The organism is Imperialibacter sp., assembly GCF_040222385.1.
GTDB lineage: Bacteria > Bacteroidota > Bacteroidia > Cytophagales > Cyclobacteriaceae > Imperialibacter.
This window is the reverse complement of the sequence record NZ_JAVKDF010000054.1, coordinates 43,121-65,073: the sequence shown is the minus strand read 5'-3', so window position 1 is coordinate 65,073 and position 21,953 is coordinate 43,121. Positions and strand designations below refer to the sequence as shown.

Sequence of the window (21,953 nt, the reverse complement as noted above, 5' to 3'; positions counted from 1 at the left end):
GATTTATTAGATGTTTGGAGGGGCGGAGCCGGTTAATGACAGAATCCAGCGATAATTGGATTTATAGGAATGCAAGGTTGCAGGTGCAGAAAAATGCGGGGATGTTCTTCAAACAGGGCTTGCTGGTGCAGTAAAAAGAGAAAGGGAAACCAACAGTTTCCCTTTCACACCATAAACCATGAATATTTAAAATTGAATCTTTACTTCTTTTTGTAAAGCTTATTGGTGTTTCTGTAGCCCGGCTTGTCCACGTACCAGTCCATATAGCTGAAACCACTGCTTTTAGCCCATTGGTCGAGGTTGATGTACGACTCCCTGACATCTCCACCTTCCACGGGGTAGTCGAATGCGACGGGAAGATTCATCGCCCATGGCAGCTCCTCTTTTGATCTATAGTAGATGCCTCTGGATGGATCCGAATTGTCATTCTCCGTCCCAAAGTAGCTGAAGTCGGCAAGGTCAGTTGGCTCATACCCCGGCATGTGAATTTCACGTCCTCTTTCCTGATTGATGAACAGAAATGGGTTGTAGGGCGCTGACCCCAACTCGGCAAAGGTAACAGGTCTTGTAAAGGTGACCAGATTTCGGATGGTGTCGGGAGCCACAAAGCTGTTGGCTTGTATGGTATTGATAATACCCGTGGTTGGAAAACCACCATGAACCTTGTCGGACACAATAATTGTGGCTTTTGATTGGCCCTGTTCGGTGCCATTGGCACTTAGCGTAACAACTGAGCCGTGTAGTTCGCTGCCGGTTACGCTTGCAACCAGATCGGATGCTATTTTGGTCGAAAACCCAAACCCATTTTGATAGCTTGCCCCGATGGCTTTGATCACGAATTCTGATTTCAGGTTAGTGATTTTATTGTTGGCGTCGGCGAATTGTGTGAACCGATAATCTACTACGAAATCGTTGAAGTCATAGTCGCCATAGCCAGGCCACCTGTCTTCGAAAGTAAAGGTGCCGTATGACTCCGATGAAGGATAGTCGTATTTGTAGGCATACGCCGGGTCGTCAGGAAACTCGTCGTAAACATTGCTTACACCATCTCCGTCGTCGTCGCCGGGCTTGTCGATGGGTTTCACATTTTCGGTGCTGATGGCTGTAATCGGATTGGAGGTGATATAGAAAACAGCGTCGTTGAAATCGTCGTCGCTTCCGGTTGCTCTATTCAAGTCTTCAAAACCAATGACAAAAAGCTCATTTTCCTCATCATAAAGCGTGACAGTGTGTTGTTTCAATGAAGCATCAGCTTCAGGGTTGAGGCGGCTATGTGAGTAGTACCTGTTGGCATTCTCTTTTATTGTAGAGGTTGAGCTATCGAATCCATCGGCTATCAGCACAAACCCAATAGACGTTCCTGAATTAAATGTTCCCAGGTGAATTTTGTCGCCGGACTTCAATGGCCCACCTGACCCGTGAAGAGAGGCATTTGGAAAGCCGATATAGAGTGTCTCGATGTCACTTGGCTCTGAGGGAGGATTGCCAGTGGGGTAAGTGTAAAAACCCAAAGTGTTTAAGAACCCTGCACCTTCAGTCACGAAGGTCATCCACACATCGGCCTCCGATGTCACATTGAGGTTGGTTTCTGTCCCTTCAGCGAGATAACCGGGATGGTAGGATGGTACTGGCTGCCTTTCCGGCAGAGAAGCATTGATAAACTCTAGGGCTCTATGTTTAATTTTGTCTTTCTGAAGCAGATAGTCAGGCTTTCCATCCTTTCTAAAGGATCCTAGGGCTGTTAGTGTTGCTGCTGCCATTCTTCCACCTGAATTATCCACCGCTGTGCCATCCTGCACACTTTGATTCGGCACTAGTTCGTCCGCTAAATAATCAAAGTCATGCTCAAATCCGGCAACGGTCACCTGCCCGTTAAAGCGCTCGACGGGAATCACCAGAAAGTCAGGAAGACCAAGGTATGACAGTTCCATAACTACCTCAGTAAAGGTGTTTGGAATGCTGTATTCAGTCTCAAAATTGCCGGCTTGATCGGTAAAGCCCTTCAGGATGATCACTCCATTGTCGAGAGGTGACTTGTCCCAGAGTGTAATCTTAACTCCTTTGTGCGGGCTGCCTTCCTCATCTGTTAGTTTGATGCGAATGGCCTTTGTAGTCACATTCGAAAAGTCCAGGTCGTAGGTGTTCGCTGACGAATTGCCTGGGCCACCGTCAAACTCTTTGACACAACCCGTCAGCAGGATTGCTCCAAACAGAAAGGTAATTACATCGATACTTTTAATTCTCATAGCTTTAATTTTCATAAGGGTATTTATACGTTCTCGTGCTGGAAGGCTGCAAGAGGCGTTTTAACTAAAATTTTTATATCCATCCACAGAGAATAGTTCTCAGCATATTCAATATCCAGGCGTTTGCGGCTGTCTTCCGACGTGGCTTTTTTGCCTCTCTCTGTTACCTGCCAAAGGCCGGTAATGCCGGCTGGTGCCATAAATCGCTTCGACCAGTCGTCGGAAGTAAGCTTCTCAGCTTCATACAAGGGGAGGGGACGGTTGCCAACGATTGACATATGCCCCAGCAGCACATTGAAAAGCTGCGGCAATTCGTCTATGCTTGAGTTGCGGATAATTTTGCCAACCCGGGTAATTCTGGGGTCATTGTTGATTTTAACAAACGAGTTTTTCTCTTCTTTTTGCTTGAAGGCAGCGAACTTCGGCTCTTCAACCCAGTAGTCGTCACCAATCAAAACGTTCTCGTCGTCAAAGGCGATACTTTGATCAACACCGTCAATTTTTGTTGTAGGATCCTCTACGGCTTTATCGTCCTGGGCGTAGTGATTCAAATGCTTCATGTTTTCCAGCAGCTTGTCAGCATCGGGTCTCATGGAGCGGAATTTGTAAAAGGGGAATATTTTGTAGCCTGTGCCTACTCTGGGCGATTGATAGACAATCGGTCCTTTGGATTCCAGCTTGATGAGAATGGCCACCAGAATAAGAATGGGGCTGATCATGAGAATGATCATCGAAGACACGATGATGTCAAATAGCCGCTTTGATAGTGGCATTTTGAAAGTGGTGACATTTTTCTTTTCAGCTTTTTTTTCTGAAGTGAAATGTATCAGGGTCTTGACGATCCCCACGAAGGTTTCTTTATTTTTCGAATATTGAACTACATCGACAATAAATGGAGGTAGCTGCATGGCTGCCGGGATAGCGATGTTGTCGAAGTCGACAAGTACCACTTTCTTGTAGCAACTTTTTTCGGCTTGCTCCTTTACGAGGTCTCTCAACTGCTGTTGAATATCCGGCTGCGCCTCTATAAAGACAAGGTTATGAGCCTGCGTGTCCTGAACGGACGGGTGCCACGACACAGCCACTCCATTGGCCGTAAGCTCCTCGGTAACGGGTAAAAGTCTATTTCCTATAGCTGCAATTTTCATCATGTTAGGCTGTTTGTTGAACCTTATGGGAGGCAAGAATACCTTCGATTTTTACCTGTAGTTCAACGGGATTGAAAGGTTTGGTGATAAAGTCAGAAGCACCGGCCTTGAGGCAGTTAATTCTGTTATTGCTGTTGCCCTTGCCGGAAAGGATAACCACCGGAAGATGTTTGTACACGGCCGAAGACTTGAGATAAACCAAAAGCTCCAACCCGTTCATGCCGTCGAGGTCAAAATCAGCAAGCACCAGGTGGGGTGTTCTTGTCTTGTCGTGTAAAACTTCGAGCGCTTCCTCTCCGCTACTCACCACTTCAGCTTCAAATGAGCTTCCGAGAATGTGCTTAAGAAAGCTCCGCATCATTTCGTTGTCGTCAATAATCAAAAGTTTACTTTTCATGGTTTTGTCGTTTTATGGATGATCAAATGTAATTGGAGATGCTCCGAGGCAGAGGAACCTTTAGACGATTGGTAGGCTTTTATCGATATTTGGGGGGTAATGAAATGATGTTTAGAAATGAATATTGGTATTTCAAAATAGATTTTATCGCCTCAATTGGCCGATAAGTTGCTATGTATGTGTTAGTAATGTTATATTTCGGCGTTTTTCATTATTGAAAGATATTTTATAGTTTCACCAACTAGGGACGTAGGCAACTGAGAAGGCCGGATTGCTCCGAACAGTGGTTTTTTTAGCTCAAAACCAGCTAGTTTGGCGGGGTTTCACTTGGCATGCAAGTGATTGCCTGGCAATCGGCAGCATTATCTTATTGTATTATTTGTGTAATTGACTTGGAACAATCACAAAACGAGTGATTGTTCAACAAGACCCTTAGTTCGACACCATGCCTCGATTGTTTCTGTTTTTTGTACTAATAGCCACGTATTTTACCGCCTCTGCTCAAAACGTGGATAGAATGCTTCGTGATGCGGAAAAGATTTTTTATGATGAAAATTTCGTTTTGGCTCGGGAAAAGTACAAAGAGATACTAGAAATAGACCCCAAACAAACCAAAGCAAAGTACCACTATCTCATTAGTCACTTCCTTACCGATGGCAGAGGCAAGCCAATAGATGAATTATTAGAATTGGACGATATTCAGGGGAAAAAGGACAAGTTCTTTTCGTACTGGCTGGGTAGAATTTACTTTGGAAACTATGATGCCCAGCATGCCATTAAGCATTTCCAGATCTTTTTGGACCTGAGAGCAAAGAAGAGTGAGGAGATAGTAGATGAGACCAAGCGTTTCTTTACTGATGCGGAATGGCTCCTGAAATACCTGAGGAATCCTGATGATTTCGAGATTAGGCTCGTTCCAGGTGTCAACTCTGAGCAAAACGACCTTTCTCCGGTATTTTTTAGTGGCAACGATGAGTTACTGTTTCTTTCCTCACGCTCCAGCGAAGGCAAAGAAGAGGTATACAGGGTGTATCATACTAAGTTTGGAGAGTCCACTTGGGAAGAGCCGACACAAATTCCGTTGCTGGGAGACTTTGAGTATGAAAATGCCAACCTGGAAGTGGTGAATGAAGACGGAAAGCTGTTTGTTTTTGACAGAAAAAAGGGAGGGCGCCTCTTTTATAGTGAGCAAAAAAATGGCCAGTGGACAGTCCCAGCCGAGTTTGACGCCATGTTGTCTAACGCCCACGTTCATTCTCATTTTTTTATCAATCCCAAAGAGAACCGGGTAATATTTGCTTCCAACGATGGAAAGAAAGGCAAGGATTTTGACCTTTTTGAGTCACTAAAAGATCCTGCAACAGCGAAATGGAGTGAGCCAACATTACTGCCAGGAAGCGTAAACTCCACTTTTAATGAGCTTAGCCCCTATTTGAGTGCCGACGAAAATACCCTGTATTTCAGCTCAGACCGGATTGGGTTTGTTGGAGGATACGATGTATTTAGCTCAACATTTGACGAAGCCACGAAGACGTGGGGAGCACCAGTGAATATGGGGTTTCCAATTAACTCCCCCGATAATGAGTTGAACTTTAAAATGAAGGTGGATGGTGAGGAAGGTTATTTTTCATCGGATCGCATACACGGTATGGGAGCTTTCGATATCTATTATTTTTGGGCCATCGAAAAGGTCAATATAAAGGGTGTGATCACTGACGGGGTCACAGGTATGCCGTGCGTCGACTGCCAGATCAAATTCCACCCTTCGAGCTATTACGATGAGTCGTTCACCAGTTTTACTGGGGAGTCTGGCGCCTACGGAAACGAGATTATTGCCGACGAGATTTTCGTGGTTGAGATTTTCGATGTCGATGAAAACATGATTTACAACAATAGCCTCCAGATTAAGGCGTCGGGTGGTTTGGCAACCACACTCACCAGAAACTTTGTTATTGGGGGAGAGCAAACGGAGGAGATGTTCACGGTAACCAATATCGATGTAAAAATGCCTGAGCAGGCCGATACAGACTACCTCATCGCCAGTAAGGAAAAGGCTGTTGTGGCGCTGATCAATGAAGGTGGGGTTGAAAACTCAGGTAGCGGAAGCACAGGGACAAGCGCTACCACCGCCGCTGGCAGTGATAGTCAGACTCATAGCCATAAATACAAAGAAGCTATCCGCAAGCTGGTAAGACCAAATGTATATTTTGAAAATACCAAAGTCTATTTCTCTTCTGACTACCAACCGCTGTTGGATGAGGTGTTGTCTTTAATGCGAAAAGATGAAAGTCTCGTAATTGAAGTGGCTGGTCACACTGATAATTTTGGCGGAGAGAAGATCAATATGGTTATTTCGCAGAACAGGGCGGAGTCAATTAAAAAGCATCTTGTCGGAAGAGGTATTGCTGCCAGCCGGATCATCGCCAAGGGATATGGAGAAACTAAGCCTATGGCTAGTAACGACCAGGAGTTGGAGGGGCGGGAGCTCAATAGAAGAGTAGAGTTTCTGGTGGTAGCGGAAGGCAACTAACCTGATCCTCTGAAAAAACTAAAAAGCCGCTGTGAGCGGCTTTTTTCATGATATAGATGTTATTTTTAACCCAGTAAGAAGAGAAAAATCAAAGGAAAAACGAGCCCAATGGCAGCCAGTTTCCATCCCCTTTTTCTGAAGCTTTTGTCACCTTTTACAATAAACATCCCGGTGAAGGCGATCACAAGCATGGCAACCCCAAATATGTCGGAGTAGTAGATCCAGAAGTCACTGGTGTCTACATGAAGCTTGGTCATTTGACCGAGAAGCGGTGTGGTCATGTATTTTTCCAGCTTTCCTTTGCCCGTGCTCACGTCCATTGTCACGTCTTGATTAGCGTAGGAAACTCTCAAGGTATTTCCGTCCATGCTGTACCTGCGAAGCTGGTCATCTATGGACTGAGTTGCGGAAAACGATTTGATGAAGTCATCGTTAATCGATTCGGCGCTGACGGGAGTCATTGTGATTTCCTGTGAAGTATACTTTACCCGACTCGGGTGCCACACTCTTCGGTGATTGAGGAAAATTCCTGAAAAAGAAAAGGCAATAATGAGGCCTATATAAAAATAGGCGATGTCCCTGTGGGTGTTTCGTGCGGTTAGCTTCATTTCAGTTCGCTTTTTGCGGTGAAATTATACATTTCATCTAACAAAATTTGGTAAAATCGACGTTGACTTACTTTTTCAGGATGCCAGAGCCTTATTCGGCTACCAGTTGGCGGCCGAGTCTACTTACTAATCAATTTATCTACAGAGTATTTGCCACCGCCCATAATCAGCAGAGAGATGAAAATAATCAGAAACAGAAAGGGCTTTTCCTTGGTGCCAAAAGGGTCTGCGGCGTGAGCTACGAAGCCTGCTGTTGTCATCGTTACAATGAGAGGGATAGCAGCCAGTCGGGTGGCAGCGCCCAGCATAATGAGGATGGCACACACAAATTCGGCAAACACAGCAAGAGACAGGGAGACGGTTGAGCCAAGCCCCATGAAATCCATGAAGCGGATTTCCTCTCCGGAGAACAGGCGTTGGAATTTACCGAAGCCATGAGTTAACATAAAAGCGCCGGAAAACAGCCTGAGAACGAGGAGGCCAAGTGAGACATAGTTTTCATTGATCGAGCTGGAGAAAAGTTTTTTCATAGTAGAAAATTTAACGGGATTCAATAATAGCATTAAAGGGTAAACCAATAGTTCAGCTTAAACACGATGGCCTTGCTTTTGGCCTTCAGGAAAGGATCTGCAAAGTAGTTGTCGGTGTATACCAAATAGAGGTCAGACATAGGCTTATACCTCCATTGCAGTCTGCTGTTAATATTGAAGTTGTTTCTCTGGGTGTTGTACTGAAAGAAAGTTATCCAGAACAGACTATTGGAAAAATTGATTTCTGATCGCTGGCTAAATAAGCTTATGCTTGCGCTGCCGTAGCCTTCAGCAAAGGCCAGCTCGTTTTGCTCGAAGCCAAGTGAAAAGTTGCCCCAGGGCTGTAGCCGATAGGTAAATTCTGTTTGGTATCGCTGAATTTCGCCGTTATAGAAGCCACCAGCACCGGCCTCAACCGAAAAAGCCAGCTTTTTTCGTTCATCTGACTCATAGGCAATATTGAATTGGCTGAACTGATAAGTGTCGGGTGGGAGCGGTGTATCGTCAATGAAAGCCGTGTGAAAAAGCAGCCGAACGTCGTTGCTGCTCAGCTCTGTTTCTATCCCAGATGTATTTTTAAACTTGATTTCATAGCCCAGGGAGGAAGATCTTTCATTGAGTGTCCAGTCGGGATTCCAATCTACACTGGTGCTCGTTTGAATTTCATGGGTATTGATGTTGCCTCCATTGGTGGGGCGGATGGTATAGCTAGCCTGACTGTATATATGTTCAAATCCCAATCTGATAACAGTGTCTCGCAGCGCATCATAGTTTTCTAACCTCGGAATGAAGCCCATGTCGGCATGAAAGTCGGTAGGAACGGAGATATAGTCTGCGAACAGAGACCAGTGCCTGTCGTCATACCCGGCGGTATAGTGTTGTGAATAAGAAACACCGGCACCTGGCTTTTCAGATACGCTTACGAGGGCTGTGCCCGTTATGGACCCCGGAATATTGGAGTAGTCGAACCCAATCCCCCCATTTCGCCCATAATTGGTTTTATCGGTTCCCGCTCCAGCAACAAAGCTTTGCCTGTTATGAAAATAGCCTTTGATGAGCGACCTGCTAAAAACACGTTGGTTAACGGCGACGGCTGTGTAATTCTGTGCTTCGGTGTCGTCTGTTTCCCTGGTTTGAATGTTCATAACGCCTACTCGCATGCGCTGTGTGAGGTTACCACTCAATCTGGCACCTGCCAGGATGGGGATCGGCCGGGCGTTTTCGTCGAGCCCTATTCGTCGGGAAAAAAAGGGACGATTCGGGCCACCACCGAAACCGGAAAACAGATCTGCATTTTCCAGAAAGAAGGTTCGCCTTTCAGGATAATTGAGACTAAAACGGGTCAGGTTGGTTTGTTGCACGTCGACCTCAATCTGGGAGAAGTCGGGCAATACAGTAAGGTCCAGGTTGAGGGAAGAGGTAATGCCAATTTTCGCATCCAAACCGCCCGCCAGGTCAGCTGAGGTGACAGGTACTTCGTCTTCCCGGTTGTTGTTGATGCCTCCAGTGACAAAGGGGATCACCGATAAGTTGGTTTTTACAGGGTCTGGGGCTTTGTCCCATACCATCGATCCGGTATAGCCCAAATCATAGCCGTCGAAGTTGATTGGGATATTGGTCCAGGCGTGGTATTGATTAGCTTTCACATCGTTGCGGATGAAGTTGATGCCCCACTCATCATTGTTGGCTTCAAATCGAAGCGTTTTGAAAGGGATGGCCATTTCTACTATCCAGCGGTCTTCATGCCTGGTTACTTCTGAGAACCATTTGTTGTCCCAGCTAAAATTGAGGTTGTTGGAGCTCGAGGCCAGCAGGTCTTCGGCCTGCACATTCATGGGACTTACACCAAAAAAGAAGCCGTTGGTTTTTTTATTGACTGGGTCAAGCACCACTGCGATGCCGTCGCCATCAAAGTACCGGATATCCCTTTTAAGCGTTTGTACCACGTAGTAGCTGGTGTCGTAGCACACGGCGCTTATGTACAGAAATTTCTCATCGTAGGCAGCACGCATTTCTGTTTGCCGGGGTGCTTTTTGGTCGTCTCTTGGAAATTTCATCCAGAAGTCAGTCGCTACATCGGCGGTTTGCCAGCTGCTTTCGTTAAGCTCTCCGTCGAGAACGATAGGGTCTTTGGCTCGTTCAATACGGAGCTGATAATTAGATTGAAATGCGGTGTTTTTCTTTTCGTTGGCTTCCTGGCACGTGGCGTCCAGAAAAAATAGATGTCCAAAAATGAACGTAAGTACTGTTTTGCGCATAAATCCGGTAGGTCGCTTGTAGGGTGTTGGTCGTCTAGTTCGCAAAGAAAGACGTTCGAAGGAAACAGTCAACCAAAGACTTGCTGGGCGGAGTGTAAAAGAATGTCACCGGACAAAAAAAGACGGCCACCTTTTCAGGTAGCCGTCTTTTTGCTTGCAAAAGTGATTCCATTGACTTTCCTATCATTCAAACCCAGTTTTCGATTTTCAGAGAAGTGACTCTTGTGAACTCTTTCTCTTTGTTGGTTTCAAGTGTCTGATCAAGGCTGAGTGCGTAGGCTGCCATCAGGATATCCAGGGGGCTAATGGGCTTTCCCTTGTTTTCGAGATCCGCTCTTATTTTGCCACAGCCATGGCGGCATCGATATCAAAGGGTAGGATTTCCAATGGAATAAGAAATTGAGCAAGCGCAAGCTTATTTTTCTCGGCCAGTGCACTGTTCATTACTCCGTAATTCAGTTCAGATAGGGTTATGGAAGAAATCCCAATTTCGCCTAGGGAAATAGATCGAAATCGTTCAAAAACATAAATGGGCTTTTGTTTGATTATATAGATGCAAATATTCGTATCGAGAATATACATCAATCAAACGACTCCCTTTTTTGCTGATCTGGTTGACCTTTCTCTGTCATGAAGTCGTCAGAAAACTCATTCACACTATCAATCAAACTCTTCCAGGGATCGTGGAAAGGGATAATATACAACACATTGCCAACCTTTTTGAGGTAGGCCTTGTTGTCATTAATCTTAAGGCTCTCGGGTATTCCAATCAACTGAGTGCCTGTAGAATCTTTTATATCAATTGTTTCGAAGCCCATGGCGTCATTTTCAACTAATGTACAAAATTAAAGAAAAAGGAAAACAAGGCAGGTTTCACCTGCTTTTCTTTATAACGAGAAAAGGCCACCCTTTCAAGTAGCCTCTCTATTATTTATTCCTCAGTAGCTGATTAAGCTAGCTGAGCTTGAATTTTCTGGTTCAAAACTGACTTGGGAACTGCACCAATTTGTTTGTCAACCACCTGGCCATTTTTGAAAACCAAAAGGGTGGGGATGCTGCGGATGCCAAACTTAGCGGGCACCTGTGGATTCATGTCCACGTCCATTTTGGCGATAACGGCTTTGCCTTCAAAATCACCAGCCAGCTCCTCTACGATTGGCCCAATCATTTTACAAGGCCCACACCATTCTGCCCAAAAGTCAACCAGAACGGGTTTGTCTGAGCTAATGATCTCCTCGAAATTAGCGTCTGTTACTTCTATTGCTTTACCCATTGTATGTATAATTTTTGTAATTGCTGAATACCTTACACAAATATAGATCAATAAGTTCTACATCCTTGTCAAAAAATCTCAATATGTATGCGTGCGGACAAAAGGGGATAAGCTGAGTGTTTGAGGAATCGAGGAATTGAGTTTCAGTCAAATACTCAACTCTTCAGTTCTTCAAATCCTCTTTTCTTACGTCATCACCTCATACTCCAAATCGCCCACTGCATCCAATTGCTTAATGAGTTCGCCTTTCGGCTCTACTTGTAGCTTTCTGGAGAATAGTTCCAGAGAAATGTTTTCCGAGGGGTCTTGCACCACCACCTTCAGCGGACAGGAGCCAGCATGGTCTATGGCCATTTGATGGAGGTCGTCAATCATCTGCTCGGTCAGGTTGTTGACATCCAGCTTCAGGATAAGTCCCTTGGCCATTTTGTCTCTGATGTCGTTCAATAGCTGGATTTCGCTGATTTTGAACTCAAGTTCTCCCACCCGAAATTTGGATGGCTGCATGAAGCCCTCTACAAACAAGTACCAGCCCACCATGTAGAACTGCTTGAATTTAACATAGGTGTCAGAAAACATGAAGAACTCGTAGGAGTCGGAATAGTCTTCCAATGTCAACACACCAAATGGATTGCCCTTTTTGGTTGTGCGGTGGTTGATACCACTTACAATGCCGCCAAGTCTGATAATGCCGCCATTGGCCAGGCTTTCGTCATTCTTGAGGTCAGTTAGCGTGGTGTTGCAGAAATGCTTCATTTCAAAGCTGAACTGATCGAGTGGGTGCCCTGATATATATAGCCCTACCACTTCTTTTTCTATGTTCAGCTTCCTGATGTCGCCAAAGGGTTCGATATCGGGTATTCGGGGTTTTGGCACTTCTACCTGCCCCGAGCCTCCAAAAAGTGACACCTGATCGCTGGCCGCCTCCTGCTGGAGTCTTTGCGAATACTTGGTAATGAGCTCTACCAGCGTCGATTCGCCATCGGCCGCTTCGAGGTACTGCCTGCGGTGGTACTCCTCGAAACAATCAAAAGCGCCGGACATGGCCAGGCATTCAAAGGTTTTCTTGTTAAAGCCGTTTTTCACCACCCGCACGCCGAAGTCCCAGATGTCCTGAAAGGGGCCGTTTTTCTCTCTTTCTTCTATGATAGACTGAACAGCGGCTTCTCCAGCCCCTTTAATAGCGCCCAGACCGAAGCGAATTTCGCCCTTTTTGTTCACAGCAAAGTTCACTCTCGATTCATTCACGTGAGGGCCCAGCACGGGAAGCCCCAGGTTGCGGCACTCTTCCATGAAAAACGACACCTTCTCGATGCTACTCTGGTTGTGAGTAAGCACCGCCGACATATACTCTGCCGGGTAATTCGCCTTCAGGTAGGCTGTGTGGTAGGCGACTACCGAGTAGCAGGTAGAGTGCGATTTGTTGAAGGCATATTGCGCAAAGGCTTCCCAGTCTTTCCAGATTTTGTCGAGCTTGTCTTTGGGATGTCCTTTCTTCGTGGCACCCTCAACAAACTTGCCTTTCATCTTATCCAGCACTTCCCGCTGCTTCTTACCCATCGCCTTTCGCAGCACGTCGGCCTCGCCTTTGGTAAAGCCGGCCAGCTTCTGCGACAGGAGCATCACCTGTTCCTGGTACACGGTGATGCCATAGGTTTCCTTCAGGTTGTCCTCCATCTCAGGGAGGTCGTAGGCGATGACTTCTTTGCCCAACTTTCGGGCAATAAAGTTGGGGATGTATTCGAGCGGACCCGGACGGTACAGGGCGTTCATGGCAATCAGGTCTTCCAGCCGGTCGGGCTTCAGGTTGCGCAAGTGTTTCTGCATACCCGGCGATTCAAACTGAAAAGTACCATTGGTTTGGCCTTTTTGGTACAGTTCGAAGGTCTTGGCGTCATCCAGCGGAATTTCGTCGGGGTCGATGGTGATACCATGCCGCAGCCGAATATTTTCAATGGCTGTTTTGATAATGCTGAGCGTTTTCAGACCCAAAAAGTCCATTTTCAGCATGCCCGCACTTTCTACCACGCTGTTATCGAACTGTGTCACCAGCAGGTCAGAATCCTTAGCGGTGGATACCGGCACGTGGTTGGTCAGGTCGTCGGGCGTAATGATGATGCCACAGGCGTGGATGCCAGTGTTCCGCACTGTTCCTTCAATAACAGCCGCTTTTTGCAGCACCTGGGCCTTCAGGTCTTTGCCATTTTTAAAGGCCATGAGCTCAGGCACTTCCCTGAAAGCCTGTGTGAGCGACGTGCCTGGTCGCTCAGGAACAAGCTTGGCCAAAATATCCGCATCCGACAGCGGCAGCTCCATTACCCTGGCGCTGTCTCTGATCGACGACTTGGCGGCCATGGTGCCGTAAGTGATGATTTGCGCCACCTGGTTTTTGCCGTATTTGTTCACCACCCACTCGATGATCTTGCCACGGCCTTCGTCGTCGAAGTCAATATCAATATCGGGGAGTGATACCCTGTCAGGATTCAGGAATCTCTCAAACAGTAGATCGTATTTGATCGGGTCTACATTGGTAATGCCGATGCAATAGGCTACTGCCGAACCCGCTGCCGATCCACGGCCAGGGCCAACAGAGACACCCATTTTTCTGGCCTCAGAGGTGAAATCCTGCACGATAAGGAAGTAGCCAGGGTAACCCGTTTTCTTGATAGTTTCCAGCTCAAAATCGAGCCTTTCCTGAATTTCCTGGCTGATCTCTTTATACCTCTTTTTTGCTCCCTCCAGGGTGAGGTGCCGCAGGTAGTCGTCTTCTGTTTCAAAGCCTTCAGGGATAGGGAAGGCGGGGAGAAGCACATTCCTATCCAGTTTGTAGCTCTCAATTTTTTCCAGCAGCCCGCCGATGTTTTCGATGGCTTCGGGCACATCGGCGAACAGCTTTTTCATTTCCTCCTCGGACTTGAAATAGAACTGGTCGTTGGGAAAACCAAAGCGATTGCCTCTGCCAGCTCCCTTGGGCGTTGACTGAACCTGCCCGTCTTTCACGCACAGAAGGATATCATGGGCATCAGCATCGGCTTTTTCGGTATAGAAGACATCGTTGGCCGCAATTACCTTGGTGTTGTATTTTGCTGCCAGCCCCAGAAGCACTTCATTCACGTGGTTTTCTTCAGGCAGGCCATGCCGGATCAATTCCACATAAAAATCGTCGCCAAAAACCTCTACCCACCACTTGAAAAGCTCTTCACCCTGGCTCTCGCCCTGGTTCAGGATGGTGTTGGGAATCTCACTGCTTAGGTTGCCACTCAGTGCAATCAGATTCTTGCTGTATTGCATAATCAGCTCCTTGTCGATCCGGGGATAAAGGCCATAAAGCCCTTCCATATACCCCAATGACGACAGCTTGATCAGGTTGTGATAGCCATCTTTGTTTTTGGCCAGCAATACCTGCTGGGTCATCCTATCCGGATTGTCTTTGGTGAACTTTCTGGTTTTACGATCTTCAGAGACATAAAACTCACACCCAACAATGGGTTTGATCCCCTGTACATGGGCTTCTCTTACAAATTTGAAGGCGCCAAACATGTTGCCAAGGTCGGTGAGGGCCACTGCCGGCATGTCATATTCTTTGGCTTTGCTCACCAGTTTCTTAATGTCAGCAGTGGCAGGCAGAATGGAAAACTGTGAGTGGACATGGAGGTGACAGAAAGGGCCTTTGATGTCAACAGCGACAGTTTTTCCAGGCGTCTTACCCTTGTCTTCCTTTTGAGCGAAGTTGGCTGCGGCCAGTTTAGGTTCTTCATAAACAATAGAGGCTGGATCAGCGCCATCAAGGGGCTTGATCACCTTTTCTGTAATCAGTCCGAAGAAACACTTGGTGGTGGCTGCCACGTCGTAGGCAGCATCGTGCGCCTCATCAAACCCAACGCCGAAGAGTTTTTTGTGCAACTCAGTGAGCGTGGGCCATTTGAATTTTCCACCTCTGCCGCCGGGTATGGCGCAGTATTCGGTAGACTCATTTTTCGTATCGATACTCTTGAGCGATGTCAGTGGACTTTCGATCTCTTTGCGGAGATACTCACAGCCCATGATATTGATATCGAACTCAATATTGTGGCCTACAACTACTTCGCACCTGGCCAGATCTTCGTTGAACTGCTGAAGTACATCTTCCAAAGGGAGGCCTTCTTCCAGTGCTCTTTTAGTAGAAATGCCATGTATTTTCTCAGCATTGAAGGGAATTTCGAAGCCTTCAGGCTTCACAATCAGGTTGTTGTTTGAAACGAGCTTTCCAGAGGCATCGTGCAGCTGCCATGCAATTTGCACCACCCTTGGCCAGTTGTCGAAATCCGTTAGCGGCGCATTATAGTTTTGGGGTAAACCGGTGGTTTCGGTATCGAATATGAGGTACATAAAGCTTAGGGAAAGTCAATGAGAACAACGACGGTGAAAGTAGAAAAATTCCGCAAACAGTTATCCACAATTTTTGACTAACAGATTAGTTATATTGACAGAGATAATTCCTAAAATCAGAATTTATGTTATTATCACAAGTATTTTTAGGCTAACTTTTAGGCTAATAATTAATCGAAACCAATCAATACTTCAACCGCATGTTTAAACTTAAAGCTAAACTCTTTCTCATTCTATGTATTTGCGCTTTGTTTTCTTTTTTAACACCGCCAGCTTCTGTTAACGACCTGATAGAGAAACTGGAGGCTTACCTGGCCTACTACACACCGGAAAAAGTGTATGTCCATCACGACAAGCCTTACTATTCGGCTGGGGATACCATTTGGTTTGCCACCTACCTCACCCATGGTATTTCGCACATGGCATCAGCCCCAAGCAAGCTGGTGTACGTGGAGGTGGTAAGTACCGATGGATCTATTGTGGCCAAAAGAGATATTTTTATTAGTGAAGGTAGTGGTAGTGGGGATATTGCTCTGCCAGACACACTGGTATCTGACACCTATGAACTAAGGGCCTATACTAGTTTTATGCGAAACTTTGACCATGACTTCTTTTTCCACAAGGAGCTTCGAATAGAAAATACGCAGTCGCCGTCGTTTGACGAGGCTGATGTCTCCGGCTCGACCGCACAATTGAGAAGTGAAGAAATGAAAAACTATTCAGATCTCGTCAGACTACAGTTTTTTCCTGAGGGAGGTGATCTTGTGGAGGGCCTTTGGAGCACTGTCGGCTTCAAAGCTACCGGCCCTGACGGAAAAGGGGTGGACATAGAGGGAGAAGTATCTGATAACACAGGCAAGAAGATCGCTGACATCAAAACCAGCAACTTTGGCATGGGGAAATTCCTGATGCAGCCAGTAAAAGGGGAAAGCTACAAGGTTACTTTTAAATTTGGTATGGAGAAGATGCAGGTGCCTTTACCAACGGCCAGGCCATCAGGCTATGTGATGACCATGACCAACGTGTCTCCAAAGTATGTAACGCTGAAGGTGGAAGGAGCCGGGGGTGAAAGCACAGATGGTGGAACCGTTGTGGGTCATGTAAGAGGAGTGGTGTTTTTGACGCTGCCCGCAAGTGATGGGCAGCCTTTACAAGGGTTGATACCCAAGGAGAATTTGCCTGAGGGTGTTGCACAGTTTACTTTTTTTGACAAGAAAGGGCAGCCACAGGCAGAAAGGATCGTGTATATCGATCAATCTGATAAGAGACCGGTTGCCAAAATAGATGGCCTTCAGCCTACCTACAATAAGCGTTCAAAAGTGGACTTCGCCATTATGTTAGCGGAAGGCGATGCTGCCAAAGCCTCTCATTTGTCGGTGGCTGTAGTGGACAAAACCAGGATTCAATTTGACCCTAATTCGGATGATATCGTTAGCTACCTGCTGATGAGTTCCGACATCAAGGGAGAAGTTGAAAGCCCCGGCTACTATTTTGATGAGGCCAACAAAGACAGGGTGCCGGCGCTGGATAATTTGATGCTGACGCAGGGATGGAGACGCTTTACCTGGAAAGACATTATGGAGGACAAAAAGCCGGACATCAATCACCTGGTGGAACCGGGCTTCAGTATTGCAGGTAGAGTGACCGATTTCTTTTTTCAGTCCAAACCGGTAAAGTCGAAAGTGACAATTACTGGCACTGAAGCAGACGGTGATTTGTGGTCAGCTGAAACGGAGGCGGACGACGATGGTTATTTCTTATTCACGGCTTTGGACATCGACGATACGGCACGAGTAGTTATTCAAACGCCTGATGAAAAGAAGATGGGGAAAAAGGGCGGCAAGAAAGATTTTGTTGAAGGGGGCAATGTAAACCTTGCAACCAAAATAGTTGTCAACGAAACGAAATCACCGGAAATTAAATATGGTGAAATGGCTGTGGATGAACTGGTTAGTAGTAAAGCAATAGCCGCCTACCTTGAGGAGGCCAGAAAGGTGAGGGAAATTGAAGCGGCATTTGCAAAGCAAGACGTAGTAATTTTGGATGAGATGCAAGTGGAAGGAGAGAGAGTGAGGACTGGCGAAAGATTTAATAAGCCAGGAATGACATACAAGAGGCCCACGAGAAGAGTTGACGTGGACTCTATAAGTAGAACCACTCAGTTTCTTAGCATTTTCGAAGTGTTTATAGGACGTACGCCTGGCGTTCGGGTAGTCGGGTCTTACCCTAATTATGATTTGATTATTAGAGGTGCTTCTAGTTTGCAGGGAGGAAGCATTAACCCCCTATATATATTGAATGGAAGTATCGTGGATGCAAGTTTTATCAATACCATTCCGGTTGATCGGGTTGATTTCGTCGACGTATTGACCGGCACGGGAGCAACCATGTACGGCTCAATGGGTGCTGGTGGAGTTGTTGCCGTTTATTTAAAGGATGGTAGCGAAGTCGACGAATCTTTCGTCCCCAAGGGGTCGCTCGGATTGATTCACCCAGGTTTTTATCACGCCCGGGAATTCTACACACCTGACTACAGCAGCAAAAAGCAATCCCACGTCCGCACGGATGTTCGGCCGACCCTTTACTGGAAAGGCGGATTGAAAACAGCAGAAGGAACTCCTGCCAAGCCGGAGTTTTATACATCGGATGTGGCTTCCACTTTTGAAGTGAGGATTGAAGGAATTACGGAAGATGGTCGGCCGTTTGTTAAGAAGGAGGAGTTTGTGGTGAACTAGCTAAAGCCTGATGAAGAGAAAACCAGCCATATACTTGATTGCTGTCTTGCTCTGTTCGTTTGCAGCAGTTGTGACCCAACCCGAGCAGCTCGTACAAAAGCTGGAAGACTACCTGTCGTACTACACCCCTGAGAAAGTTTATTTGCATACCGACAAGCCCTACTATGCGGCAGGTGACACCATCTGGTTCGCAGCCTATCTGACCCATGGTGTGTCGCACATGGCCACTGCTCCCAGCAAGATTGTCTATGTGGAGTTGATCAACGAAGAGAAAGAAGTGCTGGCAAGGAGAGATATTGGCATCAATCAGGGTACGGGTAACGGAGAGTTTGCCCTGGCCGGCACGTTACAGGGCGGCCAGTACCTGCTCCGGGGCTACACCAGCTTTATGCGGAATTTTGACCAGCGCTATTTCTTTCACAAGGAGATCAGGATAGAAGGACTGAGCTACGATGATGAAACTGGTCAGCCTACTCAGGTTTCGGCTAGCGGGCAGCAGGCGGGCTCCCTTTCAAAGCTAGTGAGTGTTCAGTTCTTTCCTGAAGGAGGCGACCTTGTGAGTGGGCTTTGGAGCACGGAGGGGTCTCAAAGTCACCAGCCCTGATGGAGAGGGCCTGAAGGTAACAGGCGAGGTAGTAAACAATGATGGAGCAAAAGTCGCTGATATCACGACAGGCGATAGGGGGATGGGTAAATTCAAATTACACCCCGAAAAAGGAAAAACGTACAAAGCCATACTGCATTTTGGGCAGGAGACGATAGAGAAGCCGATTCCAGCAGCAAAGGATAGCGGCTTTGTCCTAACTGCTTCTGCGCTGGGGGAGAAATACATCGCAGTTAAGGTTGAAGGAACGGCAGAGGAGGGAGCCAAAAAAGGGTTTCTTGTCGGCCATGTACGGGGGGCTGTTTTTATCACACAGGCAGCCAACGCCACAGTTCTGGAGGCCTTGATCGCCAAGGAAGACGTACCCGAAGGCATCGTCACTTTGACCTGGTTCGACGAGGAAGGGCGCCCACAGTGCGAGCGCCTGGTGTTCAACGAGAGACCGGATCTGGAGGTGGCGCTGGAGGTAAATGGCCTGCAGGACACCTACGGCAAAAGAGAGCTGGTTTCATTCAATATCCAGCCCGAATTAGGCGAGGAACCCAATATGATCATGTCTGTTGCCATAACGGACAAGGCTAAAATTCACCATGATGCTGACGGTAATAATATCAAAAGTTATCTGCTGCTGGACTCGGACTTAAGAGGGGAAATCGCTCATCCTGGCCATTATTTTGACGAGGGCAATAGCCACAGACTGGAAGACCTGGACAACTTGCTCCTTACCCAGGGCTGGAGAAGATTTACCTGGAAGGAGGTGATTGAAGCAACCCAAGACGCACCGATATTCCCGTTGGAAGCGTCCGGCTTTTCATTAAAGGGCATAGCAACTGACTTTTACAATACCCAGAAGGCTTTGGTTAAAGGTAAAATTACTCTGACTGCTACCGATAGAAAAGGAGGAATATTTCTGGCAGAGAGCATGACCGATTCCATTGGCAGCTTCGCTTTCGATTCGCTGGACTTTTACGATTCCACGAACCTCATTTTTCAAACGCCCAGGGAGCTAAAGGACAATAAGAACCTGAAGAAAAAGGTGGAAAGCGGGGAGGTGAATGCTTCCTCTAAAATTATTTTACAGCCTTACGTATCTCCTGAGGTAGGCTATGTATTTGAACCTAAAGACTTGGGAGGGGAGTCTATGAAAGCATTTCTGGAAGAAATGAAGAAGATCAGGGAAGTGGAGCTGGCCTTTGGGGGAGAGGATGTAGTGGTGTTGAAAGAGATCAAAGTAGAAAGCGGTCGGCTGATGGAGTACAAGCGATTTGAGCCTGCCGGGAAAATATACAGCCATGCCGATATCCGTCTGGATGTGGACTCTATGAGCCAAACAGGCCAATATAATTCGGTTTTTAATCTGTTTAATGGAATACCTGGTCTCCGGGTTATCGAGCTTACAACTCCAAACAGTGCCCAAACGGTATATGAAGTACAGATAAGAAGTAAGACTAGTTTAACTGGGCCTATTTTTCCTCTTTATTTGATCAATGGAGCGCCTGCTGATGTGGAGTTAGTAAAGGCGCTTCCGGTTAGCAGAATAGATTTTATAGATATACTAACTGGGGCAGGGGCAGCAATATACGGAAGTAGGGGAGCTGGAGGTGTTGTGGCTATTTATCTCAAAGATGAAAAAAGCCTTTCTGCAAACTATGAAGCCAAAGGCGTCGCTTCCTTCGTGCACTCAGGTTATTATCAGTCCAGAGAGTTTTATTCACCTGACTATAGTAGAAAGGCTGATGCACATTCACGACCCGATTTCCGCCCCACTTTGTTTTGGCGAGCGGGACTAACAACGTCAGAATTGGAACCGGCGTCTGTTGGGTTTTATACCTCTGACGTTGCTTCAGAATTCGAGGTGTGGATTGAGGGAATTACGCTAGATGGCAGGCCCTTTGTAAAAATAGAAACCTTTAAAGTGAACTAAGGCTGATAGTTGATCGGCATCAGGTCAGCTACCCTCAGAGAAGCCAGGTAGCCGTATACGGAGATGCTGTTGGGGTCAGTTGGTAAACCATTTTTGTTAATCAACACCCTGCTCGTGTTTGGGACAATCCATGAAATTTCGAACGGCACATCTCTGTACACCCGCTTCCTGGCGCTGATACGGTTGAAATGAACCTCCAGCATTTCAGGTAACTGCATCGATACCATGCCATTTGTCTTTTGAATGTTCAACTGCTCGGGTTCAATCACTACAACACGCTGCCCCAGCTCTTCTTCATAAAACCATTGCGTCTTTTGCATGTTCATCGTGCCAGGCAGCTGCTTATAGAGTTCAAGCCCGTTTTTCTTGGTAGCATTATCGATAATGGCCAAAAGCAAATGCTGAATGGACCTGTCATAGGCCTGTTCTCTTGTTTTTTTCCATCTTCTTGGATCACTTTTTCGTTCAGGCTCCAGCTCTGAAAAGAACGAATAACCCAAAATCCTAAATGAAGAATCCGATACGGCAAATTCCTTCAAATCGAAATTGACTTTGTAGCCCAGCGCTTTGTTCTCTATTTCCACAGGTGCTTTGGCATTGGCATAAATCATACTTCCTTCTGCCCTTAAATCGATCACCCATGGATTGAGAATTTTACTGTGGCTGGCATTAGCCGTTGAACCCAAAAAAGCTTTTTCGAACCTGTTGTACATGGCATCCCAAGCCTTGTCTTTCTTTGCCACCACTTCAACTTCACCCAGGTACTCTCCCGAAGGTTCCAACCTGATAACCAAATCCTGAATGTTGCCATCAACTATGGCCAATGTTTGGCGGTTACTGACATACCCCACGTAAGAAGTTATAAGCTCAATGTTTGCCGCCCCTGTAGTTTGGAGGGTGAAAGTTCCCAGCTGACTCGTGGTCGTTCCAATGGTGGAGTTGTTGATATATACATTGGCAAATGGCAGCGGTTGGCTCGTTGTGGCATCTACTACTTTTCCTGAAATGGCTTGGGCACAGACATCAGCGACAAAAAATACTAAAATGCAGGCTGCTGGAAGTATTCTCATTGAGAAAGGAGAAAAGTTGTAATAACCTTTAATATAGCTTGTCAGGCATTGACGAGCAATTAAGAAGGAAAGAAAGAACCTGAATGACGTTACGTACTCACCATCACCAGCTTCTTGGTTTCGAAAAACTCTTCCTTAAAAAAGTCGCTGAGGTCATGCACATGGTAGGGGTAATCGATCTCTGACAGTTCTTCGTCCAGATCGCCGCCTTCAAGGCATAGAATGCCGTTGGGGACGGAGTGCTAAGCTTGCGGCTCATTTT

At 46.5% G+C, this 21,953-nt stretch carries 15 protein-coding genes; 4 read left to right on the top strand and 11 right to left on the bottom strand.

What is annotated here, in order from left to right:
• Window positions 1–200 precede the first annotated feature (200 nt).
• From RIG68_RS25625 to RIG68_RS25615, 3 genes are read right to left on the bottom strand one after another with little or no spacing between them, the layout of a single operon-like run.
• Window positions 201–2,246, bottom strand: coding sequence for an LruC domain-containing protein (locus RIG68_RS25625; protein WP_350129184.1), 2,046 nt, complete (start codon window positions 2,244–2,246; stop codon window positions 201–203).
• Window positions 2,247–2,269: 23 nt separating this feature from the next.
• The gene (locus RIG68_RS25620; protein ID WP_350129181.1) at window positions 2,270–3,397 is read right to left on the bottom strand and encodes a sugar transferase; all 1,128 of its coding nucleotides are present in this window, start codon (window positions 3,395–3,397) and stop codon (window positions 2,270–2,272) included.
• 1 nt (window position 3,398) lies between these two features.
• On the bottom strand, window positions 3,399–3,791 hold the full coding sequence (locus RIG68_RS25615) for a response regulator (RefSeq protein ID WP_350075428.1): 393 nt from the start codon (window positions 3,789–3,791) through the stop codon (window positions 3,399–3,401).
• 517 nt (window positions 3,792–4,308) lie between these two features.
• Here RIG68_RS25615 and RIG68_RS25610 point away from each other — a divergent pair.
• On the top strand, window positions 4,309–6,321 hold the full coding sequence (locus tag RIG68_RS25610) for an OmpA family protein (RefSeq protein ID WP_350129212.1): 2,013 nt from the start codon (window positions 4,309–4,311) through the stop codon (window positions 6,319–6,321).
• Window positions 6,322–6,386: 65 nt separating this feature from the next.
• Here the strand turns inward: RIG68_RS25610 and RIG68_RS25605 are convergent, their stop codons facing one another.
• The 7 genes from RIG68_RS25605 to dnaE all read right to left on the bottom strand — a co-directional run bounded on the left by RIG68_RS25605 (window position 6,387) and on the right by dnaE (window position 15,358).
• Complete coding sequence (locus RIG68_RS25605) at window positions 6,387–6,929, bottom strand: PepSY-associated TM helix domain-containing protein (RefSeq protein WP_350129178.1); 543 nt, start codon at window positions 6,927–6,929, stop codon at window positions 6,387–6,389.
• A gap of 119 nt (window positions 6,930–7,048) precedes the next feature.
• Window positions 7,049–7,459 (bottom strand): DoxX family protein, encoded by a 411-nt coding sequence (locus RIG68_RS25600; RefSeq protein ID WP_350129175.1) that lies wholly within the window; start codon window positions 7,457–7,459, stop codon window positions 7,049–7,051.
• Window positions 7,460–7,491: 32 nt separating this feature from the next.
• A complete protein-coding gene (locus tag RIG68_RS25595; protein WP_350129172.1) occupies window positions 7,492–9,717 on the bottom strand; it encodes a carbohydrate binding family 9 domain-containing protein in 2,226 nt (741 codons plus the stop codon).
• 336 nt (window positions 9,718–10,053) lie between these two features.
• Complete coding sequence (locus tag RIG68_RS25590) at window positions 10,054–10,299, bottom strand: PIN domain-containing protein (protein WP_350129209.1); 246 nt, start codon at window positions 10,297–10,299, stop codon at window positions 10,054–10,056.
• On the bottom strand, window positions 10,299–10,535 hold the full coding sequence (locus RIG68_RS25585) for an antitoxin (RefSeq protein ID WP_350129169.1): 237 nt from the start codon (window positions 10,533–10,535) through the stop codon (window positions 10,299–10,301). Before RIG68_RS25585 ends, RIG68_RS25590 begins: the two co-directional genes overlap by 1 nt.
• 131 nt (window positions 10,536–10,666) lie before the next feature.
• On the bottom strand, window positions 10,667–10,990 hold the full coding sequence (gene trxA / locus RIG68_RS25580) for a thioredoxin (protein WP_151997507.1): 324 nt from the start codon (window positions 10,988–10,990) through the stop codon (window positions 10,667–10,669).
• A 186-nt stretch (window positions 10,991–11,176) separates the two neighbouring features.
• Window positions 11,177–15,358, bottom strand: coding sequence for a DNA polymerase III subunit alpha (dnaE, locus tag RIG68_RS25575; protein ID WP_350129166.1), 4,182 nt, complete (start codon window positions 15,356–15,358; stop codon window positions 11,177–11,179).
• Between the two features lie 200 nt (window positions 15,359–15,558).
• Between dnaE and RIG68_RS25570 the strand changes: the two genes are divergently transcribed.
• Genes RIG68_RS25570 through RIG68_RS25560 form a run of 3 tightly spaced genes read left to right on the top strand, consistent with a single transcriptional unit; the run spans window position 15,559 to window position 20,621 of the window.
• Complete coding sequence (locus RIG68_RS25570) at window positions 15,559–18,093, top strand: TonB-dependent receptor (RefSeq protein WP_350129163.1); 2,535 nt, start codon at window positions 15,559–15,561, stop codon at window positions 18,091–18,093.
• Window positions 18,094–18,103: 10 nt separating this feature from the next.
• Window positions 18,104–18,697 carry a hypothetical protein gene (locus RIG68_RS25565; RefSeq protein WP_350129160.1) on the top strand — a complete coding sequence of 198 codons (594 nt, stop codon included), beginning with the start codon at window positions 18,104–18,106 and terminating at the stop codon, window positions 18,695–18,697.
• Window positions 18,654–20,621 (top strand): TonB-dependent receptor, encoded by a 1,968-nt coding sequence (locus RIG68_RS25560; RefSeq protein ID WP_350129157.1) that lies wholly within the window; start codon window positions 18,654–18,656, stop codon window positions 20,619–20,621. The genes RIG68_RS25565 and RIG68_RS25560 overlap by 44 nt, the downstream gene beginning before the upstream one ends.
• Here the strand turns inward: RIG68_RS25560 and RIG68_RS25555 are convergent.
• Complete coding sequence (locus tag RIG68_RS25555) at window positions 20,618–21,691, bottom strand: carboxypeptidase-like regulatory domain-containing protein (RefSeq protein ID WP_350129154.1); 1,074 nt, start codon at window positions 21,689–21,691, stop codon at window positions 20,618–20,620. The two genes, RIG68_RS25560 and RIG68_RS25555, sit on opposite strands and share 4 nt — an antisense overlap.
• Between the last annotated feature and the right edge of the window lie 262 nt (window positions 21,692–21,953).

What these genes read in the sequence shown, in the direction of transcription:
- RIG68_RS25625 (WP_350129184.1), bottom strand. Translation starts at nt 2,246, where the DNA reads ATGAGAATTAAAAGTATCGATGTAATTACCTTTCTGTTTGGAGCAATC.
- RIG68_RS25620 (WP_350129181.1), bottom strand. Translation starts at nt 3,397, where the DNA reads ATGATGAAAATTGCAGCTATAGGAAATAGACTTTTACCCGTTACCGAG.
- RIG68_RS25615 (WP_350075428.1), bottom strand. Translation starts at nt 3,791, where the DNA reads ATGAAAAGTAAACTTTTGATTATTGACGACAACGAAATGATGCGGAGC.
- RIG68_RS25610 (WP_350129212.1), top strand. Translation starts at nt 4,309, where the DNA reads ATGCTTCGTGATGCGGAAAAGATTTTTTATGATGAAAATTTCGTTTTG.
- RIG68_RS25605 (WP_350129178.1), bottom strand. Translation starts at nt 6,929, where the DNA reads ATGAAGCTAACCGCACGAAACACCCACAGGGACATCGCCTATTTTTAT.
- RIG68_RS25600 (WP_350129175.1), bottom strand. Translation starts at nt 7,459, where the DNA reads ATGAAAAAACTTTTCTCCAGCTCGATCAATGAAAACTATGTCTCACTT.
- RIG68_RS25595 (WP_350129172.1), bottom strand. Translation starts at nt 9,717, where the DNA reads ATGCGCAAAACAGTACTTACGTTCATTTTTGGACATCTATTTTTTCTG.
- RIG68_RS25590 (WP_350129209.1), bottom strand. Translation starts at nt 10,299, where the DNA reads ATGTATATTCTCGATACGAATATTTGCATCTATATAATCAAACAAAAG.
- RIG68_RS25585 (WP_350129169.1), bottom strand. Translation starts at nt 10,535, where the DNA reads ATGGGCTTCGAAACAATTGATATAAAAGATTCTACAGGCACTCAGTTG.
- trxA (WP_151997507.1), bottom strand. Translation starts at nt 10,990, where the DNA reads ATGGGTAAAGCAATAGAAGTAACAGACGCTAATTTCGAGGAGATCATT.
- dnaE (WP_350129166.1), bottom strand. Translation starts at nt 15,358, where the DNA reads ATGTACCTCATATTCGATACCGAAACCACCGGTTTACCCCAAAACTAT.
- RIG68_RS25570 (WP_350129163.1), top strand. Translation starts at nt 15,559, where the DNA reads ATGTTTAAACTTAAAGCTAAACTCTTTCTCATTCTATGTATTTGCGCT.
- RIG68_RS25565 (WP_350129160.1), top strand. Translation starts at nt 18,104, where the DNA reads ATGAAGAGAAAACCAGCCATATACTTGATTGCTGTCTTGCTCTGTTCG.
- RIG68_RS25555 (WP_350129154.1), bottom strand. Translation starts at nt 21,691, where the DNA reads ATGAGAATACTTCCAGCAGCCTGCATTTTAGTATTTTTTGTCGCTGAT.